16 protein-coding genes are annotated in these 19186 nt (G+C 71.5%); 7 read left to right on the forward strand and 9 right to left on the reverse strand.

Annotation, left to right across the window (positions count from 1 at the left end):
- Positions 1 to 192 precede the first annotated feature (192 nt).
- Complete coding sequence (locus ACGF15_RS02860) at positions 193 to 966, forward strand: hypothetical protein (protein ID WP_392796676.1); 774 nt, start codon at positions 193 to 195, stop codon at positions 964 to 966.
- A 118-nt stretch (positions 967 to 1084) separates the two neighbouring features.
- Here the strand turns inward: ACGF15_RS02860 and ACGF15_RS02865 are convergent, their stop codons facing one another.
- A complete protein-coding gene (locus ACGF15_RS02865) occupies positions 1085 to 1600 on the reverse strand; it encodes a GNAT family N-acetyltransferase (RefSeq protein WP_392796677.1) in 516 nt (171 codons plus the stop codon).
- On the opposite strand from ACGF15_RS02865, the gene ACGF15_RS02870 reads away from it, so the two are divergent.
- From ACGF15_RS02870 to ACGF15_RS02885, 4 genes are all read left to right on the forward strand, one after another.
- Positions 1577 to 1780, forward strand: coding sequence for a hypothetical protein (locus ACGF15_RS02870; protein WP_392796678.1), 204 nt, complete (start codon positions 1577 to 1579; stop codon positions 1778 to 1780). The two genes, ACGF15_RS02865 and ACGF15_RS02870, sit on opposite strands and share 24 nt — an antisense overlap.
- A 682-nt stretch (positions 1781 to 2462) precedes the next feature.
- Positions 2463 to 2651: a hypothetical protein gene (locus ACGF15_RS02875; RefSeq protein WP_392796679.1), complete on the forward strand. Its 189-nt coding sequence runs from the start codon at positions 2463 to 2465 to the stop codon at positions 2649 to 2651.
- 54 nt (positions 2652 to 2705) lie between these two features.
- Entirely contained in the window at positions 2706 to 3215 is a 510-nt protein-coding gene (locus ACGF15_RS02880; RefSeq protein ID WP_392796680.1) for a hypothetical protein, read from the forward strand.
- A gap of 336 nt (positions 3216 to 3551) precedes the next feature.
- Complete coding sequence (locus tag ACGF15_RS02885; protein ID WP_392796681.1) at positions 3552 to 4076, forward strand: hypothetical protein; 525 nt, start codon at positions 3552 to 3554, stop codon at positions 4074 to 4076.
- Here the strand turns inward: ACGF15_RS02885 and ACGF15_RS02890 are convergent.
- Positions 4057 to 4545 (reverse strand): hypothetical protein, encoded by a 489-nt coding sequence (locus ACGF15_RS02890; RefSeq protein ID WP_392796683.1) that lies wholly within the window; start codon positions 4543 to 4545, stop codon positions 4057 to 4059. The two genes, ACGF15_RS02885 and ACGF15_RS02890, sit on opposite strands and share 20 nt — an antisense overlap.
- A 1387-nt stretch (positions 4546 to 5932) precedes the next feature.
- On the opposite strand from ACGF15_RS02890, the gene ACGF15_RS02895 reads away from it, so the two are divergent.
- Positions 5933 to 8236, forward strand: coding sequence for a proprotein convertase P-domain-containing protein (locus ACGF15_RS02895; RefSeq protein ID WP_392796685.1), 2304 nt, complete (start codon positions 5933 to 5935; stop codon positions 8234 to 8236).
- Between the two features lie 3 nt (positions 8237 to 8239).
- Here the strand turns inward: ACGF15_RS02895 and ACGF15_RS02900 are convergent, their stop codons facing one another.
- From ACGF15_RS02900 to ACGF15_RS02915, 4 genes are all read right to left on the reverse strand, one after another.
- The gene (locus ACGF15_RS02900; protein WP_392796686.1) at positions 8240 to 8920 is read right to left on the reverse strand and encodes a transposase; all 681 of its coding nucleotides are present in this window, start codon (positions 8918 to 8920) and stop codon (positions 8240 to 8242) included.
- On the reverse strand, positions 8881 to 9720 hold the full coding sequence (locus tag ACGF15_RS02905; protein WP_392796687.1) for a transposase domain-containing protein: 840 nt from the start codon (positions 9718 to 9720) through the stop codon (positions 8881 to 8883). The genes ACGF15_RS02900 and ACGF15_RS02905 overlap by 40 nt, the downstream gene beginning before the upstream one ends.
- A gap of 195 nt (positions 9721 to 9915) precedes the next feature.
- Positions 9916 to 11607, reverse strand: a complete 1692-nt coding sequence (locus ACGF15_RS02910; protein WP_345609171.1) for an AMP-binding protein — start codon at positions 11605 to 11607, stop codon at positions 9916 to 9918.
- Positions 11604 to 13280 (reverse strand): AMP-binding protein, encoded by a 1677-nt coding sequence (locus tag ACGF15_RS02915; protein ID WP_392796688.1) that lies wholly within the window; start codon positions 13278 to 13280, stop codon positions 11604 to 11606. Before ACGF15_RS02915 ends, ACGF15_RS02910 begins: the two co-directional genes overlap by 4 nt.
- A gap of 113 nt (positions 13281 to 13393) precedes the next feature.
- On the opposite strand from ACGF15_RS02915, the gene ACGF15_RS02920 reads away from it, so the two are divergent.
- Positions 13394 to 14251, forward strand: a complete 858-nt coding sequence (locus tag ACGF15_RS02920) for a helix-turn-helix transcriptional regulator (protein ID WP_345609175.1) — start codon at positions 13394 to 13396, stop codon at positions 14249 to 14251.
- A 49-nt stretch (positions 14252 to 14300) separates the two neighbouring features.
- Here the strand turns inward: ACGF15_RS02920 and ACGF15_RS02925 are convergent, their stop codons facing one another.
- The 3 genes from ACGF15_RS02925 to ACGF15_RS02935 all read right to left on the reverse strand — a co-directional run bounded on the left by ACGF15_RS02925 (position 14301) and on the right by ACGF15_RS02935 (position 18855).
- Positions 14301 to 15791, reverse strand: a complete 1491-nt coding sequence (locus tag ACGF15_RS02925; RefSeq protein WP_345609177.1) for a histidinol-phosphate transaminase — start codon at positions 15789 to 15791, stop codon at positions 14301 to 14303.
- 362 nt (positions 15792 to 16153) lie between these two features.
- A complete protein-coding gene (locus tag ACGF15_RS02930; protein ID WP_345609179.1) occupies positions 16154 to 17305 on the reverse strand; it encodes an XdhC/CoxI family protein in 1152 nt (383 codons plus the stop codon).
- A 68-nt stretch (positions 17306 to 17373) separates the two neighbouring features.
- Positions 17374 to 18855 carry an NCS2 family permease gene (locus ACGF15_RS02935; RefSeq protein ID WP_362609823.1) on the reverse strand — a complete coding sequence of 494 codons (1482 nt, stop codon included), beginning with the start codon at positions 18853 to 18855 and terminating at the stop codon, positions 17374 to 17376.
- Positions 18856 to 19186: the final 331 nt, after the last annotated feature.

The following is a 19186-nucleotide window of genomic DNA, read 5'->3' on the forward strand; positions in this document are numbered from 1 at the left end:
GGAGCCGCACCCGGTCGCCCGCGGGGGCGGCTCGGGGCGCACCGGGGGCGCAGTCCGGCAAGCGCCTCGCCAACTCCCGTCCCGTGATGGACGATGGACCGCGACACACACCCACGGGGGTCCCGCGGGCAGCGGGCCGAGGGCCCGCTGCGGCGCGCGAGCCGGTGTGACGCACGAGGGGAAGACTCCGCGATGATCGAGAGCGTGCCGGTCCGCTGCCCGGCCTGCCGACGTGAGCACCTGTACGCCCCGCCGGTCTATCCGTGCGCCTGCGGGGCCCCTCTCGCGCCGCCCCTGCTGCCCGCGGCTCCGCCGCAGCCGGTCACCCACCGGACCTGGAGCGACGACTGGGTGACCGTCTGCTGCCCGGCCTGCCGACGGCACGACCAGTGGCCGCAGCCCGAACTGGGCTGCCCGTGCGGGACGGTCCTGCGCATCGCCGTGCGCCCCCCGGACGACGCCCCCGCCGCACCGCACCACCCCGCCCCCGGGATCGGCCCCGCGGGACTCCGCACCCCCGACCCGGCCGGCCCCCGGATGCCCGCCCATCTGCCGGCACCGCCGCACCTCGCCGCGCCGCCGGTGCGCCCCGCGTTCCGGCCCGTGCCGATCCGCACCGCCCGGGACGCGGTCACGGCCGCCGCCATGTACCTGCGCTGGCTCGGCTACACCGAGGTCGTGCAGCCCGAGGGCCGCCCCGTCTCGGGGATCGATCTGCGCGGCGCGGGGGTCCTGGCACAGGTGGACCCCTCCACCCGCCCCTCACCCCTCCGCTCGGTGGAGTGCCTGTGGCTGAGCGGCCTCGCCGAGTCCGCCCAGTGCGTGTTCTTCTCCCTGGCGGGCTACTCCGCCGAGGGCCGCGGCGGGGCCGACCGCCTGGGCGTCCCCCTGTTCGTGCTGGACCTGGCGGGCTGCCCCCAGCCGGTCAACGCCGCCGCGGACGAGCTGATCGCGACCGGGCCCTGAGCTTCGCCCCGCGGTACGGCACGGGCGCCGCGGGGGCGGCCGCCGCCGGCCCGGAACGCGCCCGGACCGGCAGCCGCCGGGCCGTGTCGCTCCGGCAGGCAGGACGCCTGGACGGCGCTCAGAGCCCACTCTCCAGCCTCTTGACCATGACGGAGTATCCCGGCACGTCACCGGAGGGCTCCGTCTCCCCGGCCTTGCCGTAGCCCCAGCGCTCGTACATGGCCCGCACCCCGGGGCGTCGCAGCTCGACCAGCAGTGTGACGGTTCCGGCCGCCACGTCGTCGAGCAGCGCGTCGTGGATCCGCAGTGCGCGACCGGTGCCCCGCCATGCGGGCACCACCAGGAACTCCGACAGGGCGAAGACGGGGCTCTTCAGCCCGGAGGGGCGCTCATGCCTCCTCCACCAGCCGCCCGGTGTGAACATGGAGCCGTAGGCGTACCCGACGGGGCCGCCCGCCTCCCATCCCGAGACGCATCGCCAGTCCGCCCGCGCGGACCAGAGGTCGACGTAGTAGGCGAAACGCTCACGCGAGTGAAACGGGTCCGCCGAGTCGCCGTACGCCTCGTCGTGGACGTCGAGCAGCAGGGAACGCACGTCCCGTGCGTCGGCATGCGTGTAGCGCTTCAGGTCCATGCGCCGGACTCCTCGATCCACTCGATGACCCTGGGCGACTTCGTGCCCGAGGCCAGCAGGACGCTTCGCGTGGCGTCCAGGGTCCTTGCCGTACGCCGTGATCCGCAGGCCGAGGACACCGGCAACCGCGCCTGGCGGCTCGTCGCGCAGGCCAGCTCCGGTTCGTTCTGTCTGGCCTGAACCCAGGCGAGATGTGCTGTGTACAGGGCCCGGTTTCGGGCCATGCCTTCCGGAAGAAGCGCAAGCGTGCGATGCAGGCGGTACTCGGCCCGCCCGAATTCGCCAAGTGCTGCCCACACGAACGCGGACAGGGCTTCGAACTCACCGGTGTCGTAGAAACCGATCCCTCGGAGCGTCGTTTCTCTTCGGAGCGGGCGAACGCGCGCTCGGCGTCGCCGAGCGCACGAAGAGCCTCGGACCTTCGCCCCACACGCGCCGGCCCGTTGGCGTGTCGCAGATGCCCGAGAGAGAGATACAACGGGTCACGTCGAGCAATCGACGAACGCTTCATGACGTCTGCCCCGGCGATGGCTTCAGCGGGATTCTCCTGCTGACTGGACGCCAGGAACATATGGTTCCAGACGTGGTACACCGCCTCCCCGTCTCGTGACAGACCCGCGAAGGCGAGGGCCTTGCCGAGATGGGCACGCGCCCGCAGTGGCCTGCTGGCGTCGAGTGAAGCAAAGGCCGCCGCACTGATGACCTCTGCCGCCAGTCGGTGCAGCATGTCCCGCACGCGGGCTGAAGCCGTGGAACGGGCGAGCGCCGTCCGAATCCGGGAGGCCAACTCCACGGCACGGCACTCCACGTGCCGTGGCCCCCTTCCTTCGTGGTCAGCCCGAAGGATGGTCATGTACTCCTGATGGAGGCGCCGGACGTCGCCGACGCCGACCCGGCCGTGGTCGCCGATGCCGGACACCCCGACGGCCAGCACCGAACCGCTCGCCCCGCTGAGGTGCCCGAAGGCGTCGGCAAGGAACTGCGGTTCACCGCAGCCGAGTTGGACGACTTCGCCCGCGGCTGGGTGAGGGACCGCGACCTGACCGCTTGACCTGCTCCATCCCCGTCCCGGGCGGCCCGCCCCCTCTTACGGAAGGCACGCACGATGTGGACAGGACACATCCACGGCTTCGGGCCGTGGACCGGATCACCCGACAGCTACCACCGGGAGGGCGATCGGCGGCCCCCGCCCCCCTCCACCCCGGCGCCCCCCATGTCGGGCGACGACACGGCGGGCATCCGCATCCTCCGGCGGTACCGCGAGGTCACCGCCGATTTCCCGGCATCGCGCCTGCCACCCATGATGACGGGCCAGTGGCTCATGAAGGCGAACCAGGCATCCCCGCGGCGGACCTGGGACGAGGCCCCCGCGGCCCTCGACTGGCTGGTGGAGCAGTACCTCGCCAACCCCCCTGTGGAGCGCGAGGACGGGCGGCGGGCCTACGCGAGCCTGGACGCAAAGCGCCGGTACGCACTCGACGCCCTGCCGGTCGGCGTCGACGTGAGCTGGGTCTACTACAACCACTCGGGCAGCATCGTGTCAGTCGGCCTGGTCTGCTGCCCGAACCGCCACCACCCCGGTCTCCCCTGCCCCCTCGGGCGACTCGGAAGCTGATCCCGGCTCCATCCCGTGGCCAACACCAGTGCGTTAAGCCTGTGACCTGCGGTGCAACCTGCCCAGGGAAGGTCTATCGCGATTTTGGCATTTTAGGCCATTTGACCTAGAGGCGTTTTGTTGGTCTGACTGGCCCACACTCGTCCGGCGTTAAGGCGGGCCGGTCCGCTTGGGCATCGTCTTGACGGCGCCCAGGGCGTCCTCGGGGGAGTTGTAGTCGGCCAGCATGGTGCTCGATCCTCGTGCGTTCCATCGTCCGTGTCCACCACGCCGACACGGCACTGCGCCGTCGCGCGGCTCGCCAGGTGCATCGCCGTGGCCAGGTCGGCGTGCGAGATGTTCTTGGTCGCAGGTCGGCGCAGGGAGGGGTCACGTACGGCCTCCACGCACTCCAGCAGCCCGGTGGTGCCGTCGGTGGCGGCCGCGTGCTCACCGCGCACCGGCCTGGGAGGGCAGCGCGAACAACCCGGACTCGATTTCGGGCCGTGCAGCGCCGCGGCCGACTACCCGCCGTCGCTGCCGAGCGCGGCGACGTCCTCGGCGGCGAGCGGGCGGGACCAGGAGCTGCTCCTGATGGTGGTCGAGGTGCGCGGGAATCTGTCGCCGGTCCGGCCGGGGCTGGACCGCTGCCGACCGCCGACCTACCCGGCATGGATCACGGCCGGATCAACGTGGTGGATGCCGGGGCGCAACAGGGTGTCAGCTCCGTCCTCCGAGGTCGTGATCAAGGTGACGGTGATCCTCCTGCTGCTCGCCCAGACCGCCCGGGCCGAGACCGTGGAGGACCTCATCGCGGTGCAGGCAGCCTGGACCCGGCCACCGGTCAGGCCCTCGGAGCCGGTCAGGATGTTCTGGACATGATCACTTCCTGGCCGCCCATCGGCAGGTTGAGGGAGAAGGCTGTCACTTCCGGGGGTGTGGTTCCCAGCAGGCCGGGCTCGCACTGCGTGTCCCTCGCCGTGACCTCCATGTACTCGGTGGGGCCCTTGGCCTGGAAGACCGGCACCGTCAGCATCAGCCTGCCGACCGACTGGGTGGACACGATCTTCATGGGGCCCTGGACCTGATGGGTACCGCTTGAGCCGAGCACGGCCAGTCTCATGACGTACGTGCCGGGCTTCGGGAACTCCAGCGTGTAGGTCAGCTGCTGGGGGCCGCCGTCCACGAGGGTCGTCCCGGTGAACGTCCCTTTGTAGTCGTGGAAGGACTGCCCGCACGCATCGGCTGCGAACGCGGTGGCCGCGGGAACGACTCCCGGGACCATACCTCCGAGAGCCGCTACTCCGGCGGCGATGGCAAGGCTCCTGCCCAGCAGGCGAGCAGACTTCATGTCAACCCCACTTCTCTGTGGTCCAGCCACAGCATTTGAGACGGAACACACCATGTGTTCCGTCTGTGATCACGATCTGTGATCACGATGCTTGTCGTGGCCGGACCAGAACGCCACTCGGTAGACCCGGACGGGGATCTGACCCGTCAGCCCCCGGGTGCCCGCCATCGTGCGGGCGGGTTTCTCTGAGCCGGGCACAGGCTCCCTCCCGTCGCTGCCCACGGCCTTCCCGGATCCCGGGCCGGACGGCCGGGTCCTGGGATGCGGGGAGAGGTGACAGCAGGTCAGATGGGGCTCGTGACAGGAGCCCTGACGAGGTCCGCCCCGAGGAAGTACCCGCTGGGATCGCCTCAGCGTGCGGTGCAGATGTACCGGACCACCGAGCCCGCGAACCGGCGGGCCGGGTCTGCGCCGACGAACGCCGCGGCGAACCCCGCGCCCCTTGAGAGCATTGACGGCTGCGCGACAGCCGGCACATCCGGCAACGGCCCGGCCCCCTCACGCCACGAACAGGCGCTACGCCAGTCGGGCAGCCACCGAACCAGTGAACCTGAAACCACGTCATCCCACCCCGCGCGGCTGGTGAGCCACCTTCCGTACAGCGGGGGAAACTCAGACCTCTCACAAGGACGACACATGGCACGCGGACCGGGACACATCGACGCGCAGCTGCACCTCGGAGCAGCCCTGGCCCGGCTCGCGCTCCATCCCCCACCACGGACTTGATCCGCCTCGACGGACATGCGCGACCAGAGCTCGGCCCCTGGAGGCGGTCCCAGGGGCGAGGTCTCTCATGGAGAGCATGCAGGTGAAGAATCCTCGCCCCCGCCGTTCGTTCACACCAGGGTTCAGGGCCCCGGGGCGTCGAGCTGAACCGTTCCGGGTTCGGTAGGGACTCGATGGCTCCATCGACAACGTCAACGGCCCCTACTGAACCCGACGAACACCATCCCCACCCCGCAGAACCGACCAACGGAGCACTGGGACACAGCCCCCGGGACAACGTAACCGAACACCCCGTCGCGGCCCCTCAGCCCGCCCACTGTTCAGGAGGAACTCAGGCTGCGGACCCTCTCCCACCCACACCCCCGCGCACCGCCGAACCGGTCTGCGATACCGGCTGCGCATCCCCCTGCAGCCCAAGACCTCCAGCATGCCCGACGCGTGCGGCACAACGGCCAGGACGCGGCAGCACCCCCTCGGACTCGCGGACCCACCGCTGCCGCCCACCCGAAGGGCCCCGTCCAGCCTGCCCACACGCTACTCCCAGCCGCGGGCCTCGCGGCCGGAATCCCGGTCCTGTCACTCCAAGACAGAGGTCACCATGTCATCCACACTCCAGCCGCGACCCGCGGCACACCCACACCCCGCACGCACGACATGGCGCGTGCTCCTCACCTACCTCATCACCGCCGCCCTCATCGCCGCCTCCCTCGTCCTGGCCACCGCAACCGCCAGCCACGCGGCACCCGGCAACCACAGCCCCGCCACCTGGAACATGCAAGGCGCAGGCACCGGAAAGTGGTCCTGGGTAGCGAAGTTGTCTGACGGCGGGGCGTACGGCCGCAACTTCGTAGACAGCCATGACGTGATCGCCCTCCAGGAAGCCGGATCGCTCGATTCGCTGCCCCATGGCGCAACACAGCTCGAACACACCACGCTGGCAACACATTCAACCATGTGGGATGTCGCCGTCTACGAATGGGGCAGTCGCTACATCACGTTTCTGTGGTGCGACCTGACTGGGAATCGCACCAACATTGCCTTGGTGACACACGAAAGACCAAATCTGAGTCGCGTTCACCTGGTGCATTCCGTAATGAGGAATGGAAGTGTCCCCCGCCGCCCCGCCCTAGGAATCGAACTCTCCGACGGAAGCGTGTTCTACAGTGTCCATGCAAGCTCCAACGGCAACAACACCACCAACGAAGTCGATAACCTGCTCGACGACATTGCCCAACGCCATAACCAAACCGGCAGGCGATGGGCTGCCCTCGGCGACTTCAACCGGGACCCGAATTTGGTGACAGTCCCCCAAAGCGCTGGTCTTTACCGGACCGGGCACGCAACTCATACAGGGTCCCGCGGCGGCGAACTCGACTATATGATTTCCAACGACACGCAGAACTTTGCAGGCTGGACAGGGCGGACACTCACCGGGGGCGGATCCGACCATATGAGCGTCGAATTCGCATTCCGCGCCAACGCCCAGCGTCACAACATCCTCCACAAAGACGGTGGAGTGGGTCGGGTTGGACAGAATTCATGCCTGACATTCGACCCATTCGTCGCGGGGGGCGACTTCAACGCCCATGTTGACGGTGACCCGAACCTCGTGAGATGCGAGAACGACCCCAACAAGGCCCACTATTTCGATTTCGACTTCTCGGGTGAATCAATCAAGTCATATACCCTGTGTCTGGATGTCGACTACGAGGGCACCGCCAACGGGAGCGGCGTGGGTGCGTACCCGTGCAATGGGCAGTCGAATCAAAGATGGGAGCGAACAAGTAGCGGCCTGATCAGGGGTGTGGAATCCGGACGATGCTTCGCAACGGGCGTGTCGAGTCACAGGTGGTTTGAAATCTGGGACTGCAACGCCAACGATCCTGCCCAGCAATTCATCATCCCTCAGTTCGCCCCTTACGTATGGGACATGAGCACCAGCTCCTGGGATGGCACGCCTGATGACGCAGAGCGAAACGACGGCACACCGCTAAGCGATCCACTTAGCTCGTCGTCGGGCACTGCCGGAACTTCCAACAACGACACCTCGACCGGTTCGTCGGGGGACTCCGGTTCGTGTCCCATGCCGTCCCACCCCGTCCTGGACCCCTGTCATCACATCTCCAAGCGGAGCACGACCGATGTGGACATCCCTGACAACAGTACGGTCCACAGCCCCATCAGTGTCACCGACATCGGCGGCAGCGCCCCGTCCACCCTCGGGGTCGGTGTGGACATCAAGCACACCTACCGAGGAGACCTCCACCTCTCTCTCCTCGCCCCTGACGGCACCTCATACCTTCTGGAGGACATCCCCAACAACGACGACGGGGACCACGTGTACAAGTCGTACACGGTGGACGCCTCCTCGGAGACCGCCAACGGCACATGGAGGCTGCAGGTGCGTGACACGGGCTCCGGTGACACCGGCTATATCGACGCCTGGAACCTCACGTTCCCCAATGGAAGCGACTCCGGAGGCTCTGGGGGCACGTCCAGCGGCGGCTCGTCCGGGGGCAGCACCTCCGGCGGTACGGGTGACTTCGAGAACACCAACGACGTACCGATCCTCGACAACCGGTCGAACGACAGCCTCATCACCGTCTCCGGCATCAGCGGCAACGCCCCCTCCAGCCTCGCCGTCGGCGTGGACATCAAGCACACCTACCGCGGAGACCTCACCATCAGCCTCGTCGGCCCGTCCGGCAAGGCCTACCTGCTGGAGGACTTCGACAACAGTGACGCCGGCGATGACGTGAACAAAACCTACGTCGTGGACGCCTCGTCCGAGCCGGCGAACGGTACATGGGCACTGCGCGTCAACGATTTCGGAGACGGGGACACCGGCACGATCGACGCCTGGAGCCTCACCTTCGACGAACCGATCTCCCCCCAGTCCCTCACCGGAGACGACTCCGGCTCGGGGACGTGCTTCACCCCCGGCGGCTCCCCCATCCCCTGCTAGCAGCTAGCGTCGGGACCGGGAGGCGAGTCCGTTCTCCATGAACGTGATCTCTGTGTGGACGGTGTAGTGCCGCGCGCTCTGGGGGTGTTTGCCGGCGTTGGGGCCGTACTTGCTTGTCGAGTTCTTGATGCTGCGTGCCTTGACGCGGTGGCGCCGACGGGCGGGCCAGAGGTGGGCCAGGGCGGCGGCGCCGATCGCACCGACCAGGTCGACGTTCCCGGTGGTGATGCCGCGGCCCGTGACCACGGTGTCGGCGGCGGTCTGGAGCAGGACGGTGAAGCTGAGGCGGTCCATGTCCAGGTCGGGCCGGTGGGCAACGGCGTCCGAGGCGGCTCGGATGAGGGCCTGGTAGGTGGCAAGCAGGGCCCAGACCTCCTGGTCGATGCCGTCGATGCTGTGGGAGCGCAGGACCCGGCCGTCCAGCAGGCTCGCCTTGATCGAGAAGTAGGCGGTCTCTACTTGCCACCTTTCGTGGTAGAGATCTACCAACTCGGCGGCGGGGTGGTGCTCGTGGTCCAGCAGGCTGGTGATCAGACGCCACTGTTCACGGCGCACTGTGCCGTCGTCCAGGGTGACGGTGATCCATGCCTCAACCACCCGCACCGTGTGGGACGAGTAGCCCCGGCCGGCCCGGTAGGGGCCGCTCAGCCGGGAGAGGTAGGAACCATCGGGCAGCCGGCGCACGACGGTAGGGCAGCGCGAAGCACCCCCGAGCGCACCAGGAACTGTACTCCGGTATCCCGTACGCGTTCCAGGAGGTCACGGGCGTCGAAGCCAGCGTCGGCCAGTAGCAGTGCCGTGTCGTCCAGGACGTGCAGGAGCCGGGCGGCATAGGTGGTCTCGCCGTCGCTCTCGGGGCCGAAGGCCGCGGCGAGCAGGGCCCGGGTGCCGCACTCGACGATCACCAGCAGCCGCAGCAGTGGGTAGCCGAACTCCATCTTCTCCCCGGCCCGCTTGGGGTATCGCCAGAGAATCCGCTCGTCCTCGGGGACGTGCAGGCTGGTGCCGTCGATGGCGACGGTCCGCAGGCCCCGGTAGTACACGCCGGGCCGGCTCTTCTCACCGACCGGCCCGGCCAATATCTCGAACAACACCTTCAACGGGCGGGCACCCAGGCGGCGCCGGGCCCGTGAGAGCGAGGAGACCGCCGGACGCGTGATGACCGCAGCGGGCAGATGCACGGTCAGCTTGCCCCACACCGCCCGGTAGGAGCAGTCCTCGAACAGTGCCAGCGCGAGCACGAAGTAGACCACCACCCGGGCCGGCAGCAGCCGTACCCGCTTCTCCCGCGCTCCGGTCTCGGCGAGAACGGCATCCACAAGGTCGAAATCCACGACCTGGGACAGCTCGCCCAGATGCCCCGGCGCGTGGACCCCCGAAGCCCTCCCCACGGACGACGTGATGACAGACTGCTCCTGCAACGAGACTCCCGACGACTTTCGAACTTGGTCGCAAGACGATCTATCAGGGGTCCCGTTCGTCATTCACCCCGGGGTTGCACCGCAGGTCACAGACTTAACGCACTGGTGTTGATCCCGTGGCGGACCTCTCCGGGCGCCGCGCGCGGCGGTCGCCGACGGCCCGGAACGCGCCCGGACCGTCGGCCCCCCTCCCCCGTGGACGCCGCACGCACGGGCACCCCCGAACGCGCCCGTGCGTGCGGCGGTCCCGCCCCCTGGTCAGCCGCCGAAGCGGCTCCGCAGCTCCACCTTGCGCACCTTCCCGCTCACGGTCATCGGGAAGGCGTCGAGCACCTCCAGCCGCCGCGGCACCTTGTAGTGGGCGAGGCGCTCCCGGCAGAAGGCCGCGACCTCCTCCAGGGTCGGCGGGTCCGCCGGGTCGCGCGGGACGACGCAGGCGAGGACCTCCTCCCCGTAGCGCTCGTCCGGCACGCCCACCACCTGCACGTCGGCGATCTTGGGATGGGCGTAGAGGAACTCCTCGATCTCGCGCGGGTACACGTTCTCGCCCCCGCGGATGATCATGTCCTTGATGCGCCCGACGATCCGGACGTAGCCGTCCTCGCGCATCACCGCCAGGTCGCCCGTGTGCATCCAGCGGCCCGCGTCGACGGCCTCCGCGGTCCGCTCGGGCTCCTCCCAGTAGCCGAGCATGACCCCGTAGCCCCGGGTGCACAGCTCCCCTGCCTCACCGCGCGGCAGGGTGACCCCCGTGGCGGGGTCGACCACCTTGACCTCGGTGTGCGGCAGGACCCGGCCCACCGTCGCGGTGCGGCGGTCGAGGTCGTCGTCGCGCCGGGTCTGGGTGGACACCGGCGAGGTCTCCGTCATGCCGTAGCAGATGGACACCTCGGCCATGTTCATCTCGGCGACCACCCGCTTCATGATCTCCACCGGGCACGGCGAGCCCGCCATGATGCCGGTGCGCAGCGAGGAGAGGTCGTAGGAGGCGAAGTCCGGCAGCCCCAGTTCGGCGATGAACATGGTCGGCACGCCGTACAGCGAGGTGCAGCGCTCCCGCTCCACCGCCCGCAGGGTCGCCGCGGGGTCGAAGGACGGGGCCGGGATCACCATGCAGGCGCCGTGCGAGGTGGCCGCGAGGTTGCCCATCACCATGCCGAAGCAGTGGTAGAAGGGCACCGGGATGCACACCCGGTCCTGCTCCGTGTAGCCGAGCAGCTCCCCCACCAGGTAGCCGTTGTTGAGGATGTTGTGGTGCGAGAGCGTGGCTCCCTTGGGGAAGCCGGTGGTACCGGAGGTGTACTGGATGTTGACCGGGTCGTCGCAGGAGAGCTCCGCCTCGCGGGCGGCGACCGCCGCCTCGGGCACCCCCTCCCCCGCCTCCAGCAGCCGGTCCCAGGAAGCGTCCCCGATCAGGTGGACGGACCGCAGCGCGGGGCACCGGCCGCGGACGGACTCCACCATGGCCGCGTAGTCGCTGCCCTTGTGCGAGCGGGAGGCCACCAGGAGCGAGACTCCCGCCTGGTTCAGCACATAGGCCAGTTCGTGCGCCCGGTAGGCGGGGTTGATGTTGACCATGATCGCGCCGATCCGGGCCGTGGCGTACTGCACCAGCACCCAGGCGTCGCAGTTGACGGCCCAGATCCCGACCCGGTCCCCCTTGGCGACGCCGCTGCCGAGCAGGGCGCGGGCCAGCCGCCCGACCTCGGCGTGGAACGCGGCGTACGTCCAGCGGCTGCCGGAGGCGGCGTCGACCAGCGCCTCCCGCCCGGGCCAGCGCTCCACCGCGCGGTCGAGGTTGCGGCCGATGGTGTCGCCGAGCAGCGGGGTGCCGGAGACGCCGTGCGCGTAGGACGCGGCGCCCCGGGGGGCGGACGCGCCGCCGGGGGCTCCGGTCCGCGCGGCGGGTGCCGGGCCGGAGCCGGTGGCGGCGGGTGCCGGACGGGTCATCGCAGGTCCCCCTCGTGGTACTCGGCGGTCGACCCCTCGGCGGTCAGCCGGCGCAGTTCGACCCGGCGGATCTTGCCCGAGACGGTCTTCGGCAGCTCGGCGAACTCCAGCCGCCGGATGCGCTTGTACGGGGCGAGCACGGCGCGTGCGTGGGCGAAGAGCACCTTGGCGGTGTCCGCTCCCGGTTCCCAGCCGTCGGCGAGCACCACGTACGCCTTGGGGACGGCCAGGCGCACCGGGTCCGGTGCGGGCACGACGGCCGCCTCGGCCACGGCCTCGTGCTCCAGCAGGGCGCTCTCCAGCTCGAAGGGGCTGATCTTGTAGTCGCTGGCCTTGAAGACGTCGTCGGAGCGGCCGACGTAGGTGAGGTAGCCCTCCGCGTCGAGGGAGCCGATGTCGCCGGTGCGGTAGTAGCCGTCCGCCATCGCCTCTGTGGTGCGCTCCGGGTCGCCGTGGTAGCCGGTCATCAGGCCCACCGGCCGCCCGGACAGGTCGAGGGCGATCTCGCCCTCCGCGGCGCCGGGGGCCCCGGTCACCGGGTCCAGCAGGGTGACGGTGTACCCGGGGCTCGGGCGCCCCATGGAACCCGCCTTGAGCGGCTGCCCGGGGCTGTTGGCGATCTGCACCGCCGTCTCGGTCTGGCCGAAGCCGTCGCGGACGGTCACTCCCCAGGCCCGCCGGACCGACTCGATGACCTCCGGGTTCAGCGGCTCGCCCGCGGCGACCGCCTCCCGGGGCGGGGTGGCGAGCGCGGTCAGGTCGGCCTGGACGAGCATCCGCCACACGGTCGGCGGCGCGCAGAAGGCGGTCACGCCGTGCCGGTCCATCTCGGTCATCAGCCGGGCGGCGTCGAAGCGCGTGTAGTTGTGCACGAAGACGGTGGCCTCGGCGTTCCACGGCGCGAACAGGTTCGACCAGGCGTGCTTGGCCCAGCCCGGCGAGGAGATGTTGAGGTGGACGTCGCCCGGCCGCAGGCCGATCCAGTACATCGTGGCCAGGTGGCCCACCGGGTAGGAGGTGTGGGTGTGCTCGACGAGCTTGGGCCGGGCGGTGGTTCCGGAGGTGAAGTAGAGCATCAGGGGGTCGTCGGCCCGGGTGGGACCGTCGGGCGCGAAGCCCGGGGGCGCCGAGGCGGCCTCGCGGTAGTCGAGCCAGCCGTCGACGGGCGGACCGACGGCGATGCGTGTGTAGTCGCCGGGCACTTCGGCGAACTTCCCGGTGTCCCCGGAGCGCGCCAGGACGTGCCGGACCCGGCCGCGCCCGATCCGGTCGCGCAGGTCGGCGGGGCCCAGCAGGGGGGTCGCGGGGATGAGCACGGCCCGCAGCTTCATGGCCGCGAGCGCCGTCTCCCACAGCTCGGCCTGGTTGCCGAGCATGCCCAGGACGCGGTCCCCCGCGGCGACTCCGTGCGAGCGCAGCCAGTTCGCCGCGCGGTCGGAGGCGTCCGACATCGCGGCGAACGAGACGCGTGTCCCGGTCCCGTCCTCCTCGACGAGGTGGAGGGCGGTGCGGTCGTTGTCCCGCGCGATGGCGTCGAACCAGTCCAGGGCCCAGTTGAAGTGCTCGAAGCGGGGCCAGGAGAAGCCCGCCCGGGCCGCGGCGTAGTCCTCCCGGTGCCTGAGCAGGAGGTCCCGCGCGGCCCGGAACCTCTCGGTCGCACTGCCAGACGTCATGTGTCCTCCTCGTTGCGGGAGCGGCCCCGTACATCGTGTAATCGGTGACGCAGCTCTCACCACCCCCGGACGGGGGTGCCGTCACGGGCGCGGCCGGTCAGGAGGAACAACGCATGCGGGCACCCGAGGACGCGGCCGAGATCCGTTCCGCCCTGCTCGGGCTGCGCCGCTCCACCGGGCTGCCCGTCGCCTTCGGGGGTCTGCTGCCCGGCTCCGGTGGGGCCGGAGGCGGTGGCCGGCTGCGCATCGCCGAGCTGACGGGTGCCTCGACGGGGGTGCTGCGCGGTCTGGAGATCCGGTCCGGGAACGGCCTCGGCGGGCGGACGATGGCGCTGGCGCGGCCCTGTGCGGTGGCGGACTACCCGGTGGCGCGCACCATCAGCCACGAGTACGACGCGGCGGTGGCGGCGGAGGGGCTGCGGTCCGTGGTCGCCGTGCCGGTGGTGGTGCGTCGCGCCGTGCGCGGTGTCCTCTACGGGGCGCTGCGCCAGCCCCTGGCACTCGGTGACCGGGTGCTGGACGCGGCGGTCGCGGCGGCCCGCGACGTGGAGCAGGCCCTGGCCGTCCGGGACGAGGCACGGGCGCTGCTGGCCGCCGCGGCGGGCGCTCCGCCCGGAGCGGCGCCGGGTGCCTGGGAGACCGTCCGCGAGGCGCACGGGGCGCTGCGCGCGCTGGCGCCGCGGATCGCGGACGAGGCGTTGCGGGGCGAACTCCTCGCGGTCTGCGGCCTGCTGGCCTCGGCGGCGCGGCCCGGCGGCGGGCCGGGCCGGCCGGGGCCGGAGCTGACGGCGCGGGAGAAGGACGTGCTGAGCTGTGTGGCGGGCGGGGCGACGAACGCGGCGGCCGCGCAGCGGCTGGGCCTGCGGCCGGAGACCGTGAAGAGCTATCTGCGGTCCGCGATGCGGAAGCTGGGCGCCCACACGCGGCTGGAGGCGGTCACCGCGGCCCGCCGTGCGGGGGTGCTGCCGTAAGGCCGGGGCGGTGGGCGGGGCTGGGCCGTGGCGGCCCGGCCCGCCGTGCTCAGGGGCCGGGGATCAGCCGGTCGACGGCCGGTGTGCCGGAGGAGGTGTAGCCGGCGGTCATCGCCCGGGCCAGTCCGGGCCGCTGCACCCCCGGCTCCGGGAGCCGCCCCTCCAGGGGCACGCCCGCGGCCACGACCGTCCCCTCCAGGCCCGTCGGCGGCAGGGGTGCGGCGGCGCGCGGCACGACCGACTCCGGGGCCACCGCCCGGGGAGGGAACGGCTCCACCGCGGCGGCGGGAGGGGCGAGGGACTGCGCGGGCCGCAGCGCCGGGGCGGCGTGCCGGGCCGCGGGCGGGGCCGCACCGGGCACGCTCGCCAGCATCGGCCGCACCGCCGCCGGTTCGGGGGCGGGCGGCGGAGCCGTCACGCGCCGCCCGTACAGCACCTGCTCCATCGCCCCGACCAGGCGCTCCACGTCGGGCTCGGGCCGTACCACGAGCCGGAGGAAGCGGCTGGAACTGCCGATCTTGTTGCCGCACTCCCGCACCAGCACACCGTGCTCGGCCAGCAGCCGGTCCCTCAGCACGGCGCCGTCGGCGCCCTCGGGGAGGCGCACGTACAGGAAGTTGCCCTGGGAGGGGTAGACGGTGAGCCCCGGCAGGCCGGAGAGCCGGGCGGTCATGTCGCCGCGGTCGCGGCAGACCCTGCGCAGGCTCTCGGCGTACTCCTGCCGGTGCTCCCCCAGCATGAACACCACCGTCTCGGCGAAGGAGTTGAGGTTCCACTTGGGCAGCGCGGCGCGCACCCGGCCCGCCAGCTGGGGGTTGGCGACGAGGTAGCCGAAGCGCACCCCGTGGAGTCCGAAGTTCTTGCCCAGGCTGCGCAGCACGATGACGTTCGGCCGCAGCACCGCCTCCTGGGCGACGCTCGTGCGCGGTCCGTCGTCGGCGAACTCCAGGAAGGACTCGTCCACGACCACCAGGTCGAGGTCGTGGAGCTGGTCGAGCAGCGAGAGGACCTCGCCCCGGTCCAGCAGGCCCCCGTCGGGGTTGTTGGGGTTGCAGACGACCGCGGCCCGCGATCCGCGGCTGCGGACGAAGCGCACGAAGGAGGCGGCCTCCAGGGCGAATCCGCGTGCCTCGGGCAGCAGCATCATGTCCACCCGCTTGCCCGTCTCCATGGGCTGGTCGGTCCAGCGCCCGAAGGTGGGGACCGGTACGGCGAGGGACTCCCGGACGAGCAGGTGGTCGATCCAGGTGATCAGTTCGGTGGAGCCGTTCCCCATGGCGACGGTCTGGGGGTTGAGGTCCAGCAGCCGGCAGAGCTCGGCGGTGATGGTGTCCGCGCTGCTGGGGTAGTAGGTGAGGATCTCCCGCAGCCGCCCGCCGAGCCGGTCGAACATGTCGGGCGTGGGGAAGTAGGGGTTGCAGGGGATGCAGAAGTCCACGATCTCGCCCGCCCGGGCCCCTGCGGCCCGGCCGAGCGTGAAGTACGAAGGGCTGTGCGCGGTGGTCGCGCGGAACAGTGCGGTGACGTCGCTGCCGGCCACGGCATGCCTCCCAGGGGCTGCTTCCCGCCTCCGCCCGGACGCGGACGCGTCCCGGCCGCCCGGAGGTACGCACGGCGCGGCGCGGGCGTTCACGGCCGCGGCGGCCTTGAGGCCGGGTGCGGCGGGGCCGGGGGCCCTCGCTCACCGGGCTGCCGGGGTGCGGGCGGCCGTGGACGGCGGGGCGCGCGCCGTCCCCGTAGCGCGGCCCGGCCCGGTGGCGCGGCCCGGCCCGGTGGCGCGCGGGCGGGCGGCACCGGGCCGGGACGTGGCTCGCGGCGGGTGCTCCCGGGGGCGTCCCCGGTCACCCGCCGAGGTGGTCGCGTCGTCCCGTGGCTCCCCGGCGGCAAAGGCCCCGGGGCGTATCAGGCGACCGAGCCGATGCGGCCCGCGACGTCCTCCGGGCCGTCGTGGTGGATCGGGGTGTGGGCCCCGGTGAGGGGGACGCCCGAGCCGCCGCGGCGGCTCGCGACGATCTCGGCGCCGATCGACAGGGCCGTCTCCTCGGGCGTGCGCGCGCCGAGGTCGAGCCCGATCGGCGAGCGCAGCCGGGCGAGTTCGAGTTCGGTGACCCCCGCCTCGCGCAGGCGGCGGTTGCGGTCCTCGTGGGTACGGCGCGACCCCATGGCGCCGACGTAGGCGACCGGGAGGCGCAGCGCGGCCTCCAGCAGCGGGACGTCGAACTTCGCGTCGTGGGTGAGCACGCACAGCACGGTCCGGCCGTCCACCCCGGTGGAGGCGAGGTAGCGGTGCGGCCACTCCACGACGACCTCGTCCGCCTCCGGGAAGCGGGCCCGGGTGGCGAAGACCGGACGGGCGTCGCACACGGTGACGTGGTAGCCGAGGAAGCGGCCCACCCGCACCAGCGCGGCGGCGAAGTCGATCGCACCGAAGACGATCATGCGGGGGGCGGGGACGCTGGACTCCACCAGCAGGGTCAGCGGCCGCCCGCAGCGGGAGCCCTCCTCGCCGATGACGAGGGTGCCGGTGCGGCCGGCGTCGAGCAGGGCGGCGGTCTCGGCGGCCGCCGTCCGGTCCAGTTCGGGGTGGCCTCCGAGGGTCCCCTCGTGGGTGCCGTCGGGGCGGACGAGCAGGGCCCGCCCCGCGAGGTCCGGGGGGCCGTCGGCGATCCGGGCGAGGGCGGCGGCCTCGCCCCGCGCGGCGGCGGCCAGGGCGGCCGCGTACACCGCCCGGCCGGGGTCGTCCGGGCGGACGGGGACGACCAGGATGTCGATGACGCCGCCGCAGGTCAGGCCGATGGCGAAGGCGTCCTCGTCGCTGTATCCGAAGCGTTCGAGCACGGTCCGGCCGTCGCTGAGCGCCTGCGTGCACAGCTCGTAGACCGCGCCCTCCACACAGCCTCCCGACACCGATCCGACGGCGGTCCCCTCGCTGTCGACGGCGAGCGCCGCCCCGGGCTGCCGGGGCGCGCTGCCGCCCACCGCCACGACCGTGGCGACGGCGAACGAGCGGCCCTGCCCGACCCACCGGTCCAGCTCTTCGGCGATGTCCAGCATCTGGGGTTCTCCTCGGGGGTGTCGGGAGGCGGGGGCGGACCCGCCGTGACGGGTCCGCCGGTGGCCGGCTACTTGACGCCGAGCCACCCCTCGATCGGGTGGAGGGCGAAGTAGGCGAGGAACACGGCGGTGAGGACCCACATCAGCCAGCCGACCTCGCGGGCCTTGCCCTGGGCCGCCTTGATCAGGACGTGGGCGATCACACCGGCCGCGATGCCCGCGGTGATGGAGTAGGTGAAGGGCATGAGCACGGTCGTCAGGAAGACCGGGATCGAGGTCGCCGAGTCGGTCCAGTCGATGTGCCGGGCGTTGCTCATCATCATCGCGCCGATGACCACCAGGGCGGCGGCGGCGACCTGCGAGGGGATGAGCTGGGCCAGCGGGGTGAAGAACAGGCAGAGGGTGAAGGCGAGACCGGTCACCACGCTGGACAGGCCCGTCCGTGCGCCGTCGCCGACTCCCGCGGTGGACTCGATGAAGACGGTCTGCCCCGAGGCGCCGGCCACACCGCCGATGACGCCGCCGGCGCCGTCGACGGCCAGCGCGCGGTTCAGCCCGGGCATCCTGCCCTGGTCGTCGGCCAGGTTGGCCTGCTGGCCGATGCCGATGATGGTGCCCATGGCGTCGAAGAAGCCGGCCAGCACCAGGGTGAAGACGATCACGCCGACGGTGATGCCGCCGACGTCGGTGATGCCGCTGAAGGAGACGTCGCCGAAGAGGCCGAAGTCCGGTGCGCTGACGACCGACCCGGTGATCTCGGGTGCGTTGAGACCGCCCCAGGCGTCGCGGTCGAGCCCGGCGAACTGGTGGACCAGCGCGGCGAAGACGGTTCCGCCGACGATGCCGATGAGGATCGCGCCGGGCACCCTGCGCACCTGGAGGACGAAGATGAGCAGCACGGTCACCGCGAAGCAGAGCACCGGCCAGCCGGTGAGCATGTCCGCGGTGCCGAGCTGGATGGGCTTGGCACCGGCCACGCCGCCCGGACCCGGCATGGAGGTCACGAAGCCGGCGGAGACCAGGCCGATCAGGCAGACGAAGAGCCCGATGCCCATGGTGATGGCGTGCTTGAGCGCCAGGGGTATGGCGTTCATGATCAGCTCGCGGAGGCCGGTGACGACCAGGAGCACGATCACCAGACCGTAGATGACGCACATGCCCATCGCGTTCTGCCAGGTCATCTCGGGTGCGACCTGGAAGGCGATGACGGCGGAGACGCTGAGCCCCGCGGCGAGGGCCAGCGGCACGTTGCCGACGAGGCCCATGATGATCGTGGTGGCGGCGGCCGCGAAGGCGGTGGCGGTGGTCAGCTGGTTGCCGTCGAGGGTGGCGCCGGTGGCGTCCGGCACGGAGAGGATCACCGGGTTGAGCAGGATGATGTACGCCATCGCCATGAAGGTGGTGATGCCGCCGCGCACCTCCCGGCCGACGGTGGATCCGCGCCGGGAGATGTGGAAGTAACGGTCGAGCCAGGATCTTCCGGCGGGCTGGCGCGTTCCCGCGCCGGCGTCCTCCGCCGTGGTTCTCGGCTCGGTGGACTGCTGGGTCATGATGCCTACTCCCAAGGTTCACAGGGGCACCCGCCGCACAGGGGCGGCGGCGGGATTTGGGAAGGTGCTTCGGCTGCACGACCCGGGGGACGGCCCGAGACGAACGTGCTCTGCGGGGTCTTGCGGTACTGCTCGGGGGCGCGGGTCCGGTCGCTGCCGGGGTCCCGCGGGTACTGCGTGGGGGTGCCGGTGGTCCGGCCGCGAGCGGTGCGGCGGGGCGGCTGCTCCGGGTGGTGCGGGCGGCGCCCTCCGGCCCGCGGCCGGGGCCGCGGGCGGCAGGGGGGCCTGTGCTCGGGCACTGCGCGCACCACCCGGAGGGTTCGGGGGCCTC

Source organism: Streptomyces sp. NPDC048001, from assembly GCF_043203115.1.
Classification (GTDB): domain Bacteria; phylum Actinomycetota; class Actinomycetes; order Streptomycetales; family Streptomycetaceae; genus Streptomyces; species Streptomyces sanyensis.